This window comes from Dactylosporangium sp. McL0621, assembly GCF_049995355.1.
Classification (GTDB): Bacteria; Actinomycetota; Actinomycetes; order Mycobacteriales; family Micromonosporaceae; genus Dactylosporangium.
Genome location: NZ_CP188259.1, coordinates 9,143,676 through 9,163,108, shown reverse-complemented (window position 1 = coordinate 9,163,108; position 19,433 = coordinate 9,143,676). Strand labels below are relative to the sequence as shown.

Genomic DNA, 19,433 nt, shown 5'->3' with positions numbered 1-19,433 from the left:
CGTGCACGGGGAACGCCACAGCGACCGCGTTGTGTTCCGATTGCCGCGGGGACACCCGGAAGGATGACTGGTGGAGAGCCTGCGGATAGCGTCCACCGAGGTACTTGCGGCCGACCTGCAGTTGAATTGGGCCGCCGTACTCACGGCCACCGCGGGCGCCGTCGCGGCCGTGTACCTGCCGCACGTCCTCGCCGTCGGCGGCGCGGTCCTCGGCCATCTGCCCGGCTACCTGAACGACGAGGGTTACGCCAACGGCGCCCGCTTCGCGCTGCTGTCCTGGCTCCTGCCCGGCGCGTCGGCGGCACCGGTCGCCGTCGCGCTCCTCGCCGGGGTAGCCCTGCAGGCGGCCCGGACCGCTGATCCCGACCGGCCATGGCATGCGGCGGCCACGGTGACCGGCGGTGCGCTGCTCGTCGCTGCGCCCGCCTATCCGTGGTACGCGCTGCTGCTCATCGTGCTCGTTGCCCTCGGCGCCCGACGGCGTCGCTCGCGGTGGCCGCCGCCGGATACCTCGCCCAGTGGCGGCGTCGAGCTGGGCCTGGATGGCGTCGCGGTCGGCGGCGAGGCGCGGGTCCTGGGGGAGGCGTTCGTCGATCTCGGCGATGCGGCGCCGGTACGCGGCGATGGCCTGCCGGTCGAGCAGGTCGCCCGTGTCGGGCTGGATCACTGTGGCCAGGCCGGCGCTGGCGAGGTCCAGGGCGCTGATGTCGGTGCCCGGGTAGGACAGCAGGCCGCCCTGGGTGGCGACTCGATCGGAGACTCCACACAGCCCGGTTCCGCGTGCTGGTTGGCCGCCGCCGATACCGTTGTCGCGGACCGTCAGGACGAGTCGGTCATCGAAAACGCGGGTCCGTATCTCGATGTCGGTCGCGCCTGAGTGCTTCACCGCTTTGGTCAACGCTTCGGAAGGCGACCAAGTACGCTGCGGCCTCGATATCGGTCGGGAAGCGGCCTGGTCCAACGTGGACGGTGGCGGGCAACCGGGTCCGGCGGGCCAGCTCGTGCAGAGCTACGTCGGGCCGTCGTCGAGGTAGGCCGGACGTACGCCCTGCGCCAGGTCTCGAAGCTCAGCGATGGCGATCGTCAGCTTCTCGGCGGCGCCGTAGATGGCCCGGGCCGTCGCCGAGTCGCAGAGCGCGAACTGGGTGTGGCATAGCGCCAGCCCGACGCTGCTTCTCAGGGAAAGTGAACCAGTCTCAAGGCTGATGACGACAAGACTCCTGAATCATCGATCCTGTGACTTCCGGCTGCAGTCATAGTCGGCACGGGGGCAGAGCCCGGTCAGCGATTCATTTCCAATATCAACGTCGTTGAGAGCGGCCGTCACCGACGAATACCGGGGGATGCCGCCGGCGTGTCACCGACCCGGTGAACCGTGCCGGTGAGGGTGAGCAGGACCTCGCGGGCGAGGCCGGAGGCGAGGAGCACCGCCGGGCGAGCCGGGCGAGCCGGGCGAGTGAAGGCGGCAGAAAGACGATGCGCATGTCGGCGTCGCCGTGCGCGCGGTGGTGGTGCGTGGACCGGGCTGGGATCCAGGCGACCCAGTTGGCCGGAACGATCGAGGTGCCGCGCTCGCTGTACGGACAGGACGCCGGTGGCCGCGTGGGGCAGGGCCCGCGGGCGGGCAGGTGCAGGGCGAGGCGCCGGGCTCGCCGGGCCTGCCGGGCTATCCACCAAAGATCGCTAGGCCGCCGCGGCGGCCCGCTCCACCTGGGAAGCCAGCGGGCCGCCGCGATGGCGCCGGGGCTAGACGGCGACGCGTCCACCGTCGACAGGAAGGACCGCGCCGTGGACGAAGCTCGACCGGTCGGTGGCCAGGAAGGCGATCGCATCGGCGATCTCGTCGGCCGAGCCGGGGCGGCCGGCCGGTGCCGCAGCGGCCAGTTGCTCGAGGTCCTCACCCATCGGGGCGCTGCCTTCGGTACGGGTGGGGCCAGGACTTACCGCGTTGACACGGACCCCGTGCGGGCCGTACTCGGCGGCCCAAGCTTTGGTGAGCAGCACGAGGGCGGCCTTGCTGGACCCGTACAGGCTCATCCCGGCCATGCCGAATTCGGCCACCATGGTGGTCACGTTGATGATCACGCCGTAGCCGCGCTTGGCCATGTCCGGTGCGAGGTCGGCGACCAGGAAGTACGGTGTCTTGACGTTGACCGAGAACACCTGGTCGAAGTCCTGCTCGGTCGTCTCGTGGGTGGGACCGAACGGGTAGATGCCGGCGTTGTTGACCAGGATGTCCACCTGCCCGGCCAGTGACCTGGTCCGCGCGGCCAGCGACCGGGCGGACGCCTCGTCGCGCAGGTCGGCGCCCAGGAAATCGGCCTTGCCACCGGCCGTGCGGATCTGGTCGACCACCTGGTTTCCCCGGGCCTCGTCGCGGCCGGAGATCACCACCCGTGCGCCGAGTTTGGCTAGTGCCAGCGCGGTCGCCCGGCCGATGCCGCTGGTGCCACCGGTCACCAACGCCACCTTTCCCTGCAGTTCTGACATTGTTGTACCCACATCTCGTAGTCTGCGAAGCGGCAGCTTCGGGCCGGGGCTGTCCCGACCAGTGGATGTAAGCCGCCGGAGCGCTCCAGGTTTCCCACCCAGCTGGTCTCTCCGCTTATGGCCGCTATAAGCGGAGAGCGGCGCGCCAAATCAGCAAACGGCGCGGTCCTCCATCGCGGCGATGAGATGACCGAGGTCGCGCCGGCGCGAATGTGCCGGCCACACCGCCCAGGTACGGCGCACCAGCGGATGGCCCACCAGCGGCGACCAGGTGATGGAGTCCGGCAGCGGCTGGGACCAGTTCGGCGGCGCCAGCGCGAAGGCCCCGCCGGCGGTCACGGCGGCGAGCTTCACCTCGGCGATGAGCTCCTGCCCGGCCGGCGCGGCCGGACCCAGTTGCAGTCCGTGGCTTCGCAGGATCGCGGCGACTTCGTCGTACCACGCGGGGCTGCCGCTGCGCGGGAAGCCCAACCAGTCCAGGCCGACCAGCGCGTCCAGACGGACACCGTCGGGCCCGGCGAGCTTCGCGGCCTGCTCGGTGGCCAACAGCACGCCGAGTCGCTCCTCGACGACCAGGACCGCATCCAGCTCATGCCCGATCGGGTGCTCACGCACCAGCCCCACATCGAGGTCCCCGGCCCGCAGGGCAGCGAGTTGCGCCGCGGTTGACATGTGAAACGCCTGGACCCTGGCGGTGGGGTACGCCGCGGCGAGGTCGGCCAGCGGCCGGGTGAGCAGGTCGGTCGGCAACTCCAGCGGGATCCCGAGACGGAGCACGTTACCGCCCACCGGTGCGTGCCGCCCGACCGTGGCCAGCGCTTGATCGAAGCGCGCCAGCACCCCGCGCGCCTCGGCCAGCAATGTCATGCCCGCCTCGGTGGCCTGCACACCGGTACTGCCGCGGCTGAGCAGTTGCACACCCAGTTCGCGCTCCAGCCCGGTCATGGTCTGCGACAAAGCGGGCTGGCTGAGGTGCAATCGCCGTGCGGCGGCGGACAGGCTTCCTTCCTCGACGACCGCGACGAACGCGCGCATCTCCCGCAGTTCCACCCGCTCATCACATCACGGACGGTGAAGCTACAGGCCACACCGCCCGAGGTTGGCGATCGCGGGCGCCAGCGCCTCACCGTACGCCGCCTCGTCCTCAGGCAGCATGAAGGTGCTGATCTGCTTGGAACGCGACCTTGGCCGATGCCAACGCTAGCCACCCTGGTGTCGTGCCTCGTGTGCGACGAGAAGGATTTTGAGTAGTGCGCGTGCGGCGTTTGGCGTGATTGTGGGCGACTCGTTTGGGGGAGCGACGAGGAGACCCGATGGATGCGCTGCCGACCCACCTGCACGAGTGCCGGACTGCGGGTGGGGTTTGGTTGTGTCGTCGTCGGCGGGTGCCGTTTTGTGAGCGGGGGGCGGCCGACTCACGTGGACAACCTGGGCACAGCCAGGGTGCCAGACCTGGATTTCTGGAACACGGCGATGTCGTCGTGCTGGATAAGGCTGATCGGAACGTTCTTGCGGCGGCTGGCTCGGGCCACGTGCAGTTGAAAGAATGAGTGGGTGGGCGACGAGGCGGCCGTCGCGGACCGCGGCGTGCACCGCGCGGCGGCAGCCGACGAGCTGCAGGCCGGCGGCCTGCCCGGCCTGGATGGTCTGGCCGGGCAGGTCGACCAGGAAGTGGTCGCGCCGCCACGGCCGGGACACCACGGCGATGATCCCGCCAGGTTTGAGCAGCGGGACACAGCCAGCTAGGACCGCGGTGATGCCGTCCAGCAGGCCGGCGCGTCCACGGTGCGCCAGATTGGCCGGTTCGGCCGCCGACGGGCCAGCGGCCTGGATCTCGGCGGTGGCATGTGGCGGGTGCTGGCTGTAGGTGTTGTGGAATCGGGTCAGCGGCCCTCGGCGGTGTTCGACCCGCCCGTGCATGGTCTTGCCGTACGGCGGTGAGGTGAGCACCAGGCTGATCTGGCCGTGCAGCTCCAGCGGGATTCCGTGGGGGAGTGTGGTGGCGTCGCCGCGCACGACCCGGTCGTGCCCGGTGCCGCCCTGGCGGCGGGCGAGCTCGATGTTGGCGCGGGCCAGGGCGGCCCAGCCGGGTTCGTATTCCATGCCGAGGGCGTCGCGGCCGGCGTGGATGGCCTCGACCAGCGTGGTGCCGGTCCCGGCGAGGGGTCGAAGACGAGGTCGCCGGGCTGGGTGTAGTCGCGGATCAGGGCGGCGGCGAGGTCCGGTGCCATCCGGGCCGGATGCGCCCCGGACCCGGCGACGAACCGGCCGTGGCGCTGCCGAGCCAGGCTGCGCTGCCCGACGAGGATCACCGACAACAACGGCGCCCGTGGTGTGTCGCCGCGACCCTGCGACACGCCGGCACCGGTCACGGTCGGGCCGGCGACATGCGGATCGGTGTGCTCAGCCACGGCGGCCGAGTACGACGAATACAAACAGGTCCAGGTGGACCGTGAGGTGGGCGGCGGCACGCAGCATCCCGGGGTCGGCCGGCCGGGCCCGCCAGGTGATCTGCTGCCCGACGATCGGCGCGGTGATCGCGACGATGTGCTGCAGCCAGCCCAGACCGGCGTGCTGCGCCGCCGGGATCAACGCGCTGCTGTGCTGCACGAACGTCTGGTTCGGCCAGGGCGACGATGGTCCAGCCACCCGGTCCCATGAGCCGCCGGCAGACACCGAACATCGCGATCAGCCTGTCGTGGTGCATCCCGTCCGGCTGGTCGGCCGGGGGCCAGGGCAGCACGATCAACGCGACGGTGCCGGCGGCGGGCTCGAGGTCGGCGAGCCGGTCCGGGCCCTGACCGGCGGCATCGCCTGACGCCCACCACCACCTCCACCGTTGCTGCGGTCGCAGGCGCGGCGGGGCGACGACTCAACGCCGGGTCGTCGCCCCGCCGTGTGTGGTGTTTCCGGTCCCGGTAGCGCGCGCCTGTGCGCCCTGCGGGCGTTGCAGCCCCTGGGCGGCCGTCGCCAGCCGGAGCCGGGCCAGCGCCGGGTTCGCCGCCGCGGCCGCGTCGTGCACGACGAGGACCTCGCTGAGGCCACCCTGCACGGTCGCGGTCACCTGCAGGTCGACGCCGGGCAGTACCCCCGGATACGTGGCGGTGTCACCGTCGAGCCGGGGCCGGGGCAGCCGCATCGGCATCGACACGGCCAGCTTGTGCCCGGCACCGTCGTCGAGGACGGCGAGCGGCCCGGTGCCGCCGCCGGACAGGGTCAGGCCGGACACCGAAGCGACCGGCGCCACCGTACCGTCGGCGTTCGCCCGCAGCTTCGCATCGGGCGTCGCCCACCCCTGCCCCTTGCGCGCGCGTTGCGGCTGCAGCGTCGAGGAGAAGGCGTACGAGCCATCGGGATTGGCGACCGTCTCGCTGTACGCGGTCCGGGAGGACTCGACGGGCACGGCCGCGCCGGTCGACTTCGCCTGCACGGAGGCGGCGGCTTCGGACCCGGTGGCGGCGCGGCGGGTGCCGCGTGGGCGGGCGCGGCAAATGCCAGCGCAGCGATGGGTAACGCCAGCGCGACGGCGAGCGCCCCCGCGAGCCGCGGACGTCCGCGGCGGTGCCTGGTGTGCATCGTGCTGCCTCCTGGTGTGCGGTCGGCGAATCAGGGCCGGCCGCGACCCCAGACCGCCGCAATGCCAGGGCGACCACCGCGCAGCGTCGCGAGCCGGCCCCCGCTCCAGGTCGCGGAAACGGCGCAACGATAAACCGGCGGTCATGGATCTGGCTAGAAACAACCATCCAGTGGCACTGACCGCTTTATCGTCCCAAGTGGACAGTTTTCGCCGGGCCCGTGCATATATGCAGCCAGCGATCGATGTATTGCAGTGCGTGACTTTCATCACCCGCAATGGGACGGTGGGTCCGCCGTTGATCGGTTTACGGTCTCCCCGGGCATCGACTTCCGTCGCAGCCCGCCGTGATTGCAGGCATCGGCGTCTATCCGAGTGGCGGGGGTTGCGGTGGACGGTTCCGCGCGCACGTTGCAGTTGTCGATTGTGTCCGGGCGGCACCGCAGTTCGCTGCGGCGCGCGGTCACGCTCGCGTCGAGCATGATTCTGGGCGTGCAACTCGCCCTCGTCGCCAACGCGGTCGCCGCACCGCCGGACAAGGGCGGTACCTGGGTGCCGCCGAACACACCCCGGCAGACCACGGCGGGCGTGCCCCGCGATGCCCGCGCCGGCACCGCCGGCGGTGCCGCACCCGCGCCGATGGCGCAGTACCGGCCACCGCGGCTCGCCGACCCGGTGGCGGGCGCGCAGACGCTGTCGCTGGCCGCGGCGACCGGGGCCCTGACGCGCAGCGCCGACCAGCAGGAGCGGCAGCATCGCGGCGGCGTGGCCGCCGTCGACGGCGCACCCGTGTGGGTCGGCGGAAACTCCGACGCGCCGGGCCTGGTCCGGGTGGAGGTCGCCCAGCAGCAGCAGGCCGCGCAGGCCCGCGTCGACTCGGGCCTGCTGTTCTCGGTAGCCCGGGCCGACGGGGCCACGGGCGCGGCGCCGGTGCGGGTGCAGGTCGCGCCCGGGGCGTTCGAGGGCAAGTTCGGCGGCAACTACGCGCAGCGGCTGCGGCTGGTGCAGCTGCCGGCGTGCGCGCTTAGCACGCCGGAGCGGGCCGAGTGCGAGACCCGCACCCCGGTGACGACGAGCGTCGAGACGGGCTCGGGCCGGCTGACGGCGACGGTGACGATGCCCTCGGCCGTCACGCAGCAGGGCACCGGCCTGGCCGTACTCGCGGTCGACAGCGCACCGGACGGCTCGGCCGGCACCTACGCGGCGACCAACCTGCAGCAGTCCGACGCCTGGTCCACGGCCGCCACCGGCGGTTTCAACTACTCGTACCCGATCACGACACCGCCGGCGCTGGGCGGCAACGCGCCGACGATCTCGCTCGCCTACTCCTCGTCCTCCGTGGACGGGATGACCGCGTCGACGAACGCGCAGTCGGACTGGATCGGCTCCGGCTGGTCCTACAACCCCGGTTACATCGAGCGCTCCTACATCCCGTGCTCCGACGACGGCATCGCGATCTCGGGCGACAGCTGCTGGGGCTGGGGCGGGCAGGAGGTGTCGATCGACGTCGCCGGCATGTCCGGCGGGCTGGTCTACGACGACACCGCGCACACGTGGCACGTATCGGCCGACAACGGCGCGTCGATCGAGCTGAAGTCCGGCGGCAACAACGGCGCCTACAACGGCGAGTACTGGGTCGTGACGCTGCAGGACGGCACCCGGCTGTACTTCGGCGCCGGCCACCTCCCCGCGGCCGAGGGCGGCACCGGCGTCGACCCGGCCTCCAGCGGCGCCTGGACGCAGCCGGTCTACTGCCCGAAGTCCGGGGACCCGTGCTACAACTCCGGCACCGGGACGAACAGCTTCACGCCGAACATGGCCTACCGCTGGAACCTCGACTACGCCGTCGACCCGCACGGCAATACCACGACGTACACGTACCAGACGGAGAAGAACTACTACGCCCGCGGCAGCGCGCACACGAGCACCGAATACGTGCGCGGCGGCAACCTCAAGCAGATCAACTACGGCTGGCGCGCCTCGGACGTCGCCGCCCAGGCGAGCCCGGCCCCGGCCGCGCAGGTCGTGTTCTCCACCGCCCAGCGCTGCAAGGGCACGGTGAGCGTGTGCTCGACGTACACGAATCTGACGAAGACGACGGCGCCGGACTGGCCCGACACGCCCTTCGACCAGATCTGCCAATCGTCCGGTACGTGCACCAACGGCGGCATCTCGTTCTTCTCCACCGTCGAGCTGTCGCAGATCCAGACCCTGGTCAACAAGGGCGGCACCTACAAGGCGGTCGACACCTACGCCCTGGCGCACTCGTTCCCGGACCCCAACGACGGCTCCAGCCCGTCGCTCTGGCTGGACTCGATCACGCACACCGGCAACAACGCCACCACCCCCGTCTCCTTGCCGCCGGTCGTCTTCACCGGCACCCAGACGATGGCCAACCGGGTACCCGGGTCGGGGACCTGGCCGGCGTACAACCACCAGCGCATCGACAAGATCACTACCGAGACCGGTCAGCAGATCACCGTCACCTACGCCAACAGCACGGCCACCATCCAGTCGTGTGACCAGACGCCGGGGGCGTCGCGGCTGCCGTCGACCACGAACAACACGATGCTGTGCTACCAGCAGTACTGGCAGGGTCAGGGGCAGAGCTCGCCGGTGTCGGACTGGTTCCAGAAATGGGTGGTGACCAAGGTCGTGCTACACGACCCGGTCACCGCCGGCGCCCGGGACCAGGAGAACAACTTCACCTACGTCGGCGACGCGGCCTGGCACCGTGACGACTCGGTGAGCCGCAAGAACGCCCAGCGCAGCTGGAACCAGTTCCGCGGCTTCGGCCAGGTCATCAAGACGACCGGGGCCGCGCCCGACCCGGTCACCCAGACGTCGACGACCTACCTGCGCGGCATGAACGGCGACTACAACAGCCAGACCGGCGGCACGCAGAAGAGCGTCACGGTGACCGCCAGCACCGGCGACGCCGTCGTCGACGCGAACCAGTACGCCGACACGGTGCTGGAGACCGCCACGTACACGCAGGCCGGCGGCACGGTCACGGCCAAGACGATCAGCCTGCCGTGGTCGGCCCAGACCGCGTCGCACGCCGAGACCGCGCAGCCCGGCCTGCCGGCCAGGCTCGCCTACTTCACCAACGTCGGCACCAGCAAGAGCCTGACGCTGCTGAGCACGGGGGCCTGGCGTACCACGAAGAAGGTCGACACCTACTCGTCGAGCACCGGCCTGCTGCAGCAGAGCGACGACCAGGGCGACATCGCCCTGCTCGGCACCGCCGACTCGCAGGAGGTCTGCACCACCACCACCTACGCGACGCCGCCGACCGGCGTCAACGCCGGCCTGGTCAACCACGTCAAGCGGACGCTCACCGTGGCCGGGGACTGCGCGACGGCCCCGGGCGCCACGACCACCATTGCGGACAAGCTGCTGTACTACGACGGCAACACCGCACCGGGCGTCATCACCATTGACGGCGACGCGACCCGCACCGACGAGGTCGACTCCTACACCGGCTCGACGCCGGCCTACACCACGACGACCGCGGATGCGGCCTTCGACCCGTACGGCCGCCCGACCTCCAGCACGAACTCGCGCGGCCTGGTCACCACCACCGCCTACAACCCGGTGACCGGGCAGCTGCCGACGAGCATCACCAGCACCGTCGTCACCTTCAACCAGGTCAGCGTCACCACGGTGGACCAGGCCCGGCAGACGCCGACGAAGAACGTCGACGTGAACACCAACGCCACCTCCCAGACCTATGACGGCCTCGGCCGGCTCATCGGCGTCTGGCTCCCGGGCCGGGCCACCACCCAGACGGCCAGCATGGTGTACGTCTACAACGTCAACGGCAGCACGGCGCCGTCCTACGTCCAGACCAAAACGCTGCGCGACGACTCCACGTACGCCCAGACCTACACCATCTACGACGGCCTCGCCCGGGAGCGGCAGAGCCAGACCGTCTCGCTCGACGGCAGCAACGGCTCCCTGGTCACCGACACCTTCTACGACAGCCACGGCTGGACGGTGAAGAAGACCCGGCCGTTCTACGTGACCGCGTTCCCCAGTGCCACCCTGTACCCGGCCGCCGACGCGACCGTGCCGGGCGAGACCGTCACCACCTACGACGGGCAGGGCCGCACCACCGGGGTCACCCAGTACAGCCTCGGCCAGCCCCAGTGGACGACCACGACCGCCTTCCCGGGCGGCGAGCGCACCGACGTCACGCCGCCCGCCGGTGGCACCGCGACGAGCACGTTCACCGACGCCCGCGGGCAGGTCAGCGCGCTGTGGAACTACACCACCGCGACCCCGGACGGCAACGCCGCCCACGCCTCGATCCTCTCCTACGGCTACTTCCCGGACGGCAAGCAGTCCAAGGTGACCGGCCCGGGCGGGCGGGTCTGGACCTACACGTACGACCTGCACGGCAACCCGGTCACCGCCACCGATCCGGACAGCGGTACCGTCACGACCCAGTACAGCCCGGTCGGTGACCTGCTGAGCCGGACCGACGCCCGGCCCAAGACCGTCACCTGGACGTACGACGAGCTCGGGCGCAAGAAGACCGAGAAGGACGGCAGCACCCTGCTGGCGAAGTGGGACTACGACACCGCGCCGGGCGGCCTGGGCAAGCTCACCACGTCCACCATGTACACCGCGGGCGCGACCGGCCCGGCATACACCAAGACGATCACCGGCTACAGCAACCGCGGTGCCGTCACCGGGGCCTCGGTGACGATCCCGTCGACCGGGCCCGCCGACGAGGCCAAGCTCGCCGGCACCTACACCATGTCCACGTCGTACAAGCCGATCTCCGGCCTGCAGTCGGCGGTCACCTACAACGCCGACGGCGGGCTGCCGGCCGAGACGGTGACCACGCAGTACAACCAGAACGGCATCCCGACCGTGGTAGCCGGCGCCGCCGACTTCCTCACGTCCGACATCATCGACCCGTTCGGCAACCGGACCACGGCCACGTTCGGCGACATGCCCAACCAGGTGGTGCAGACCACGCACTACGACCAGGCGACCGGGCGGATCACCGAGCAGTTCATCGACAAGCAGTCGGCGTCGACCCACGTCGACGACGTCGTCAACCTGTTCAGCCCGGCCGGCGGCATCACCGCCGTCAAGGACGCGCAGGCCGGGGGCGCCGCGACCGACCTGCAGTGCTTCTCCTACGACCGGCTCGGCCGGCTGACCGAGGCCTGGAGCGACTCCGGCGGCACCCACACCGCGGCGTCCCCGTCGGTGCCGAACGTCGGCGGCTGTGACCACACCACCGGCAGTGCGGCGAACCTCGGCGGCCCGGCGAAGTACTGGCAGTCGTTCGGTTACAACGCGGCGAGCAACCGGGAGACCATGACCGACCACGCGCTGGACGGCAACACTGCCCACGACGTGACGCGCACCAGCACCTACACCGCCGACAAGGTCCAGTCGATCCTCAACGACGGACCGACGGACACCACCGACAGCTACGGCTACGACCCGGCCGGCAACACCACCACCCGCACCATCGGCGGCGGCGCCAACCAGACGATCACCTACACACCGCAGAACCGCACCGCGTCGGTCACCGACGCCGTCTCCGGCAACAAGGGCACCTACCGCTACGACGCCGAGGGCATCCTCCTGCTGCAGCGGGACAAGGCCGGCTCGTCGACCAAGGTGACCCTGTACCTCGGTGACGAGCAGCTCACCCTGGACGTCGGCACCAACACGGTCAGCGGCCTGCGCTACTACCACCTGGCCGACGGGACGGACATGGTGCGCTCCTCGACCGGCGCGCTGAAGTACGAGTTCGGCAACTCCCAGGGCACCCACACCCTGACGATCGATGTCAGCACCGCCCAGACCGAGACGCGGCGGTACTTCACCCCCTACGGCGGCACCCGCGGCACGGCCCCCGGCTCCTGGGCCGACAACCGGACCTTCGTCAACAAGCCCGCCGACCCGGCCACGAACCTCAACCTGCTCGGCGCCCGCAACTACGACCCGCTCACCGGCCGCTTCCTGCAGCGCGACCCGATCTTCGAGCGCCAGGACTTCAACCAGCTCGGCGGCTACGCCTACGCCAGCAACAACCCGGTCACCGGCAGCGATCCGGACGGCCTCAAAACGTGCGAAGGGCCGGGAGACTGCGACGAGACCGACACGTGCCACGGCAATCCGGCCTGCTACAAGGGCCCGGCGCCGACGGAGGACGATCCGCAGCTGACCCCCGAGGAGAAGCGGCTCCGCGACAAGGTTCGCCAGATCCGTAAGACGCACAACGACAAGACCGCCGGCTACTGCGGGCCGGGAGCGACGGAAAAGACGTGCGCAAGAGCGGAAACCGACCAGACGAAGGATGGTTTCGTCGGTCCGGATGAGGTCGCGGTGTGCAACTACCTGTGGTACCTCGCATGCAAGGGTGTCAACGACGCGCAGCAGGAAGCCAAGACCCTGGCCAAGAACCTCCGGGAGAAGCTGGGCTGGGACTACCGGCAGCAGAACGCATTCCAGCACGCCTACTGGAATGCCCTGATGAAGCTCGATGTGGGCCTGTCCGATGAGGACATCCTGCTCGTCGGCACCGCACACGAGATGGATCACACGGTCGATCTCAGCAAGCACACAGGGGCACCGTACGGCGGCCGCGAATCGCGGCTCGACACGCACAACAATCAGATCGGCATCAACGTCGCGAACCGGCACAACCCCGGCCGCGGCCCGACGATCTTCTCGTTCTGCCTGTGCCCGGATTCAGGCCGGAAAGCGAAGGCCAAGACCGAAACGCGGGACACGCTGATCAACATGGTGAGCAACAAGGCCGGCAACAACGGCGACTACCTGGACTTCGGCAGCGATATCCCGTAAGAGCCTGATGGATCCGCCGTCCACTGCCGAAGAGCGAGGCTAGTAACATGAACCGGTTGCGCGTCCGATGGGTCGTACTCTTTGTCGCGGGGCTGTGTCTCGTCCTGGCGGCCGGCGCCGGGGTGGTGATCTGGCAGATCGCCTCGTCGCAGGCCGAGCAGCTGGACGCACCCGGCGGCCTGTACGAGGACCCGGTGTGGGCGGCGGACGGCTTCGTCTACTTCCTCCGCCAGTCGCAGTACTCGGAGGGCGACACCAACGAGGTCTGGCGGACCCGCGCAGGCGGGCACGCCGAACGGGTCACGCTCGCCGGGGCCGCGTGCCCCGGCGAGCGACTGACCGCGCTGCACGCCCGCAATGACGGCCGCCTCGGCCTGCTGCGCGGCTGCGCCGACCGGGCCGCGCTCATCGCGCTGGACCCGGCCACCGGATCTAGCGAGGCGGTCATGGACCTGGCGGGCGTGCCCGCGGACCAGCTCAGCCTCGTGCACCAGGTGGTCTGGCCCGCGGCGGCGACATCGGCCCCGATCGTCGCCAGCAGCCGCTACCAGTGCGCGGGGCTCGGCGAGCTCACCACGTCCGGGGTGCGGATCGGCGCTCCGGTCGCCGTCGACGGCCGTTCGTGGGCGCTGGCCGGCAGCTACACCCGGCCCCCGCGCGACTGCACCGACCTCGGCGCGGCCGGCTTCCCCGTGCCCTACGCCGACGGCTTCCTGTTCATGGCCGCCCCGACCACGCTCGGACGGCCCGCCGGCGATCGCGACGGGGAAGCCTGGAACGTCTACCAGCGGGCCGGGGCCGACGGGGCCGTGGTGGGCCGGGGCGGGGGCTATCGCCGCCCGTGGGACATGGCCCGGACGCCGTCCTGCTCCGTCGTGATCTCCGCGGCCCGCGACGGCAAGGACGGCCTGTACCTGGACCGGCTGGGAGGACAGGCCCCGCAGCGGCTGGCGGCCGCTCAGTTCAGGGACGTCGCCGTCGCCCCGGACGGCAGCGCCGCCGTGGCCGTCGAGGAGCGTGACAACGCCGACGACCTGCGAATCGTCCAGCTTCCCAAGGCGCCGGCGACCGGCTGCTGACCGGAGCCTCGCACCCCGGCCGAGCGTGTCGTAGATGCGCACGATCTGTGCGGTGACGTTGCCGCCGGAGTCCGGCGACTGGGTCCGTACCGGCACCCCAGATGCGCCGTCGTGCACGGGTCGCACCGTCGGCACCGGGCTCTGTTGCATTCGCCGTTCGTGAAGATCAAGGCAGGCTTGAGTGGTGAAGTCTCGAAGCCGCCAGGTGTCGTGGCCGCCGCGGTCGGCGTTCGCCGGGTTCCGGTTCCCGCCGGACGTGATCGTGGTCGCTGTCCGCTTGTATCTGCGGTACAACCTGTCGTACCGCGACGTCGAGGAGTTGCTGCTCGAGCGGGGTGTCGAGACCGACCACGTCACCGTCTTCCGCTGGGTGCACCGCTTCGCGCCGCTGCTCGTCGACGCCGCCCGATTCTGCAGGCATGCACCTGGTTACAGGTGGCATGTGGACGAGACGTACGTGAAGGTCAGCGGTGTCTGGCGGTACGTGTACCGGGCCGTGGACCAGCATGGCCAGGTCATCGATGTGCTCGTGTCCGCCCGCCGCGACGCTGTGGCAGCGCGCCGGTTCTTCCGCCGGGCACTCACCACCTTGAAGGTGCGACCCACCGAGGTCGTCACCGACGCGGCGCCGGTGTACCCGGCAGTCCTCGATGAACTGATCCCGTCGGCGTGGCACCACGTTGAACGCCACGCAAACAACCGGATCGAGGCAGACCACAGCCAACTCAAGCACCGGCTCAGACCGATGCGCGGGCTACGGACTGGCCGGACAGCACAGACGATTACCGCCGGGCACGCGTTCATGCAGAATCTGCGCCGCGGCCACTACGAACTCGGCATCGACGCCCGACGCGGGCTTCGCGTTGCTGCGGCGTTCACCGAGCTCGCCACCGCCATCTGAAGGCCGACCGCGCTTGCCCAAACACGCCCTCCGATGGGCGAACGCAACAGCGCCGCCGTCGCCGTTCGCCAATTGGTGATGACGAGCGCGGAACACGTGGCCTCGATGTTTCTGGCGTTGTTCCGCACGATGCGAGGCAGGCCCGACTTTCGCGTCGAAGTGGTGAACTACAACAGCCAACCCGCCATGGCCATCCACCTCGGCGAGCTCGGGCAGTCCGCCTGTCTGCTCGAAATCTCCAACGGAAAGATCACTCACGGCTTCTCCATCCGCAACCCCGAAAAGCTGGCTGCCCTCGGTATCGCCCGCACCATCGCCCGCAGCGATACCGGATTGCCTCGGGAACCTTGGAGTCCATGAAGACCCGCCGAACCGAAGAAGCTACGTTACCGGCCGCTGCACACCGCCGGACGGTGGCTCCGCAGGAGCCACCGTCCTGGTCGCGGTCGACTCCCCGGCCGCTCGGATGCGGCCCCACGGTTTGAACACCGCCAGCACCAACGCCAGGATCAGGGCGATCGGCGAGACAATCGGCGGGTACAGCATGCCGTGCAGGGCCGCGTCCACCTGGTTGCCGGCGGCCAGCTCCCGGCCCACTCGGCTCAGCTCGTTCAAGCCCGGCCGCAGCGCGACCAGTACCAGCCCGGTGAGCATCAGATTCAGTACCAGCTTGGCGACGATCCACCAGTACCGCACGAGCCCGTACCGGCTGCCGAGCCCGAGCACGATACCGGTGGCCAGGCAAGTGAGGCCGGCCACGAACAGGGGCCATACGGCGATGAGCCCGAGCACCTGATAGCACAGCGCGACGGTCGCGGTGTCGTTGCGCACGAGCGAGGTGAAGACCAGCACACCCATGACGACGTCGATGCCGAGCCATGAACCGGCCGACGCGATGTGCAGGACGAGTACCGATTTGCGGGTGAGCGGCCGCAGTCTCGGGAATCGGCCGACCCGCGGGACAACGGACTCCACCGCACGTTCTGGCGTCATTGTCGGGTACCTTCCTCGATTCTGCGTCTGACCAGGCCAGTATCGCGGTGCGGCCGGGCAGACGTGTACGACTCAAGATGGCGATCGCGGTACTCCGCCGGTCACGCACCGCCGCCAGTTCGCGGTGCTCGGTACTCCCGCGGGAGTACCGCCGATTGTCTCCTCCGGCGCGACGCGGGCGGACGGGTGACGAGGTGTGCTGGTACCGGCGCCGGACGGACCGCGCCCCGTACCTCGTCGGGAGATCTTCGATGTCAATGACCAGACCCTCTGGCCGCGTGGCGACCGTGTCCGCCGACGTTGCCGCGCGGACCGAGGCGGCCAGCAAGGTGTACGGCCGGGGCAGCTCCGCGGTGACCGCCCTCGACGACGTCACCGTCGACTTTCCCGCGGGAGCCTTCACCGCGGTCATGGGGCCGTCCGGCTCCGGCAAGTCGACGCTGATGCACTGCCTGGCCGGGCTGGACCGGACCACGGCCGGGAAGGTGTACCTCGGCGACGTCGACCTCGGTACCCTCGACGAACGGCGCCTCACTGGGCTGCGCCGTACTCGGATCGGTTTCGTGTTCCAGTCTTTCAACCTGCTGCCGACACTCAGCGCGGCGGAGAACATCACACTGCCAGCCGACCTGGCGGGGATCCGGCTGGACGCCGCGCAGGTCGAACGGGTGATCGACGCGGTCGGACTGCGGGGCCGCACCGCGCACCGGCCGAGTCAGCTCTCCGGCGGGCAGCAGCAGCGCGTGGCCGTCGCGCGGGCGCTGGTGACCGACCCCGACCTGATCGTCGCCGACGAGCCCACCGGCAACCTGGACTCCCAGACGGGTGCCGACGTGCTCGGTCTGCTGCGGTCGGCGGTCACGGACTTCGGCCGTACCGTCGTCATGGTCACCCACGATCCCGGCGCGGCCGGGTACGCCGATCGGGTCGTCTTCCTCGCCGACGGCCGGATCGCGGACGTCATGACGGAGCCCACCGCGGACCGGGTGCTCGACGCGATGAAGGGCCTGGCCCGATGAGGGCCCCTATGATGCGGGTGACCCTGCGCGGTCTGTGGTTTCGCCGCCGTCGCCTCGTCGGTCTGCTCGTCGCCGTGTTCCTGGGCGTCGCGTTCCTGGCCGGCATTCTGGGCCTGTCCGCGACCATGACGGATGCGATCAACACGACATATCAGACGGCGAACCGGGGCGTCGACGCGATCGTACGCAGCGCAACCGAGGTCGCCAGCGGCGCGGACGAGATCCGGGGGCCGATTCCGGTGTCCGTCCTCGACACGGTCCGGTCCGCCCCGGGCGTTGCCGATGCCCAGGCCGAGGCCAAGGGAGCGGCGACGATCACCGGCGCGGACGGCAACCTGGTCGCCGGCCTCGGCCCCCGCGACGCCGGCACGTGGATCGCCGACGCCGCGTTGAATCCGTGGCGGATCGTGGCCGGGTCGGCTCCGCGCGGGCCGGCCGACATCGTCATCGACAAGGCATCGGCGACGGCGGGCCACCTGACGCCGGGCAGCACGACGACCGTGTACGCCCCCGATCCGGTGCGGGTGACCGTCACCGGCATCGCCACGTACGGCGGCCAGGACGCCAACGGCGGCAGCTCCTACGTGGCGTTCACCCTCGCCGGTGCGCAGCGCAACCTGCTCGACGACCCGGGCGCGGTGTCCGACATTGTGGTGCGTGCGGACACCGGCGTCGCCGAGGCGTCGCTCGTCGCGGCGATCCGGGCCGCGCTGCCGCACGGCGTCGAGGTGATCGGTGGCCGGCAGGCGACCCGCGACCAGGTCGCCGCGGTCGAAGACGGCTTCCTCCGGTTCTTCAAGGCGTTCCTCGACATCTTCGCCGGCATCGCCCTGCTGGTCGCGGCGCTCAGCATCCACAACACGTTCAGCATCGTCGCCGCAGGTCGGGCCCGTGAGCTGGCGTTGTTGCGGGTGCTCGGCGCGCGGCGGAGCCAGGCGCTGCGCGGGCTGGTTCTCGAGGCTGCCGTGCTCGGGCTGGTCGGCTCGGTCGCCGGCGTCACGGCCGGCTACGGCATGGCCGCCGGGCTCAAGGGCGCGTTCGCCGGCCTCGGGCTCCCGCTGCCGCTGCACGGTGTCGTGTTCACCCTCGCGGATGCGCTCATCGGCGTCGGGGTCGGCGTCGTGGTCACCATCGTCGCGACGCTCTCGACCGCGGTTCGGGTCTCCCGTACGCCGCCGCTGGCCGCGTTGACGGCCGTCGCGGTGGACACGTCCGCGGCCTCGCGTGCCCGGTCGGTCGCCGGGCTCGCCGTCACCGCCGTCGGTGCTGCCGGTACGGCCTTCGGCGCGGCCGGCTCCTCCGACGTCGTGACCGGCGTGGCCGCGGTCGCCACGCTCGCCGGCCTGATCATCCTGGGTCCGGCGACGTGCGCGTGGGCGGCGCGGGTGGCCGGCCGGTTCCTGCGCGGCGCGAACCTGGTCAACGCTCGCATCGCGCAGCGCAACGTGCTGCGGTCGCCGGCCCGGGTGGCGTCCGCCGGGGCGGCGCTGATGGTCGGTGTCGCGCTCGTGGCGATGTTCGCGGTCATCGGGGCGTCCATCTCTGCGTCGACGACCGGCACGCTGGGCGCCATGTTCACCGGGGACCTTGTCGTCTCGGGTGGCGGCAGCGAGTACGGCAACAGCGGTTTCAGCCCCCAGGTCGCCACGCGCGTCGCCGCGGTACCCGGGGTCGGTACGGCCGCTGGGGTCGGCACCGGCCAGGCGCGCATCGCCGGTGCCGCGCAGACGGTCACGGTCGCCGACCCGGTCGCGCTCGCCCGCGCGTTCACGGTCGCGGCCGGGGCCGGGCGGCTGGCTGTGTCGCGGACGGTCGCCGAGAAGCACGGCTGGCACACCGGTTCACGGGTGGACGTCACCTTCATCGACGGCCGTACCGAGACGTTGCCGATCGGCGCGCTGTACCGGCCGACCGCGCCGCTGGGCGACTACATCGTTCCGGCGGATGTCTGGTCCGCGCACAATCCCCGGCAACTCGTCTCCGCGGTCTACGTGGTGACCGCCCCCGGCGCCGATACCGGCGCGGTACGCGCGGCGGTGACGTCGATTGCGCGAGGGTACGGCGGCCTCGCCGTCGCCGGCCGCGAGAGGTTCGTCGCCGACACCGTCGCCGGGGCGAGCACGCTGCTCAACGTCGTGTACGTGATGCTCGCCCTCGCCGTCGTGATCGCGATCCTCGGCATCGCCAACACGCTGGCCTTGGCGGTGGCGGAGCGGTACCGCGAGATCGGGCTGCTGCGCGCGGTGGGCGCGGGCCGGACGCAGGTACGGCGGATCATCCGGTGGGAGGCGCTGCTCACCGCCGCCCTCGGTACCGTCTCAGGCGCCGTGCTCGGGGTCTTCTTCGGCTGGGCGCTTTCGTCGACGACTTCGAATTCCGGCGGCGGCGAGGTATTCGCCGTACCGTGGGTGCGGATCGTGCTGATCGTGCTGATCGGCGTGCTGGCCGGACTGGTCGCGGGATCCCGACCGGCGCGCCGGGCGGCCCGGCTCGACCCACTGGTCGCGATCGCGTCGCAGTGATCGCCGCCGGCGAGCGTG

Annotated in this window: 13 protein-coding genes; 7 read left to right on the top strand and 6 right to left on the bottom strand. The window is 70.7% G+C overall.

What is annotated here, in order from left to right:
- Window positions 1-70 precede the first annotated feature (70 nt).
- On the top strand, window positions 71-877 hold the full coding sequence (locus ACPPVO_RS43485; protein WP_426504395.1) for a hypothetical protein: 807 nt from the start codon (window positions 71-73) through the stop codon (window positions 875-877).
- Window positions 878-1,746: 869 nt separating this feature from the next.
- Here the strand turns inward: ACPPVO_RS43485 and ACPPVO_RS43480 are convergent.
- The 5 genes from ACPPVO_RS43480 to ACPPVO_RS43460 all read right to left on the bottom strand — a co-directional run bounded on the left by ACPPVO_RS43480 (window position 1,747) and on the right by ACPPVO_RS43460 (window position 5,920).
- Window positions 1,747-2,460 carry an SDR family NAD(P)-dependent oxidoreductase gene (locus ACPPVO_RS43480; protein ID WP_426504394.1) on the bottom strand — a complete coding sequence of 238 codons (714 nt, stop codon included), beginning with the start codon at window positions 2,458-2,460 and terminating at the stop codon, window positions 1,747-1,749.
- Window positions 2,461-2,640: 180 nt separating this feature from the next.
- Window positions 2,641-3,540, bottom strand: a complete 900-nt coding sequence (locus ACPPVO_RS43475) for a LysR substrate-binding domain-containing protein (protein WP_426504393.1) — start codon at window positions 3,538-3,540, stop codon at window positions 2,641-2,643.
- Window positions 3,541-3,690: 150 nt separating this feature from the next.
- Complete coding sequence (locus ACPPVO_RS43470) at window positions 3,691-4,593, bottom strand: hypothetical protein (protein ID WP_426504392.1); 903 nt, start codon at window positions 4,591-4,593, stop codon at window positions 3,691-3,693.
- Between the two features lie 300 nt (window positions 4,594-4,893).
- Entirely contained in the window at window positions 4,894-5,100 is a 207-nt protein-coding gene (locus ACPPVO_RS43465) for a hypothetical protein (protein WP_426504391.1), read from the bottom strand.
- A gap of 262 nt (window positions 5,101-5,362) precedes the next feature.
- A complete protein-coding gene (locus ACPPVO_RS43460; RefSeq protein WP_426504390.1) occupies window positions 5,363-5,920 on the bottom strand; it encodes a hypothetical protein in 558 nt (185 codons plus the stop codon).
- 636 nt (window positions 5,921-6,556) lie between these two features.
- Between ACPPVO_RS43460 and ACPPVO_RS43455 the strand changes: the two genes are divergently transcribed.
- From ACPPVO_RS43455 to ACPPVO_RS43440, 4 genes are all read left to right on the top strand, one after another.
- Complete coding sequence (locus ACPPVO_RS43455; RefSeq protein WP_426504389.1) at window positions 6,557-12,901, top strand: RHS repeat-associated core domain-containing protein; 6,345 nt, start codon at window positions 6,557-6,559, stop codon at window positions 12,899-12,901.
- Window positions 12,902-12,948: 47 nt separating this feature from the next.
- The gene (locus tag ACPPVO_RS43450; RefSeq protein ID WP_426504388.1) at window positions 12,949-13,980 is read left to right on the top strand and encodes a hypothetical protein; all 1,032 of its coding nucleotides are present in this window, start codon (window positions 12,949-12,951) and stop codon (window positions 13,978-13,980) included.
- Window positions 13,981-14,185: 205 nt separating this feature from the next.
- Window positions 14,186-14,881 carry an IS6 family transposase gene (locus ACPPVO_RS43445; protein ID WP_426514806.1) on the top strand — a complete coding sequence of 232 codons (696 nt, stop codon included), beginning with the start codon at window positions 14,186-14,188 and terminating at the stop codon, window positions 14,879-14,881.
- A gap of 33 nt (window positions 14,882-14,914) precedes the next feature.
- Window positions 14,915-15,241: a hypothetical protein gene (locus ACPPVO_RS43440; RefSeq protein ID WP_426504387.1), complete on the top strand. Its 327-nt coding sequence runs from the start codon at window positions 14,915-14,917 to the stop codon at window positions 15,239-15,241.
- Window positions 15,242-15,262: 21 nt separating this feature from the next.
- Here the strand turns inward: ACPPVO_RS43440 and ACPPVO_RS43435 are convergent, their stop codons facing one another.
- Window positions 15,263-15,874, bottom strand: a complete 612-nt coding sequence (locus ACPPVO_RS43435; protein ID WP_426504386.1) for a hypothetical protein — start codon at window positions 15,872-15,874, stop codon at window positions 15,263-15,265.
- A 257-nt stretch (window positions 15,875-16,131) separates the two neighbouring features.
- On the opposite strand from ACPPVO_RS43435, the gene ACPPVO_RS43430 reads away from it, so the two are divergent.
- Together ACPPVO_RS43430 and ACPPVO_RS43425 are read left to right on the top strand one after the other, a co-directional pair.
- Entirely contained in the window at window positions 16,132-16,893 is a 762-nt protein-coding gene (locus tag ACPPVO_RS43430; RefSeq protein ID WP_426504385.1) for an ABC transporter ATP-binding protein, read from the top strand.
- A gap of 17 nt (window positions 16,894-16,910) precedes the next feature.
- Window positions 16,911-19,415 carry an ABC transporter permease gene (locus ACPPVO_RS43425; protein WP_426504384.1) on the top strand — a complete coding sequence of 835 codons (2,505 nt, stop codon included), beginning with the start codon at window positions 16,911-16,913 and terminating at the stop codon, window positions 19,413-19,415.
- The last annotated feature ends 18 nt before the right edge of the window (window positions 19,416-19,433 follow it).

Bases quoted from the DNA above. Each gene is read 5' to 3' on its own strand.
- ACPPVO_RS43450 (WP_426504388.1), top strand. From the start codon at position 12,949: ATGAACCGGTTGCGCGTCCGATGGGTCGTACTCTTTGTCGCGGGGCTG.
- ACPPVO_RS43440 (WP_426504387.1), top strand. From the start codon at position 14,915: ATGGGCGAACGCAACAGCGCCGCCGTCGCCGTTCGCCAATTGGTGATG.
- ACPPVO_RS43470 (WP_426504392.1), bottom strand. From the start codon at position 4,593: ATGGAATACGAACCCGGCTGGGCCGCCCTGGCCCGCGCCAACATCGAG.
- ACPPVO_RS43435 (WP_426504386.1), bottom strand. From the start codon at position 15,874: ATGACGCCAGAACGTGCGGTGGAGTCCGTTGTCCCGCGGGTCGGCCGA.
- ACPPVO_RS43430 (WP_426504385.1), top strand. From the start codon at position 16,132: ATGACCAGACCCTCTGGCCGCGTGGCGACCGTGTCCGCCGACGTTGCC.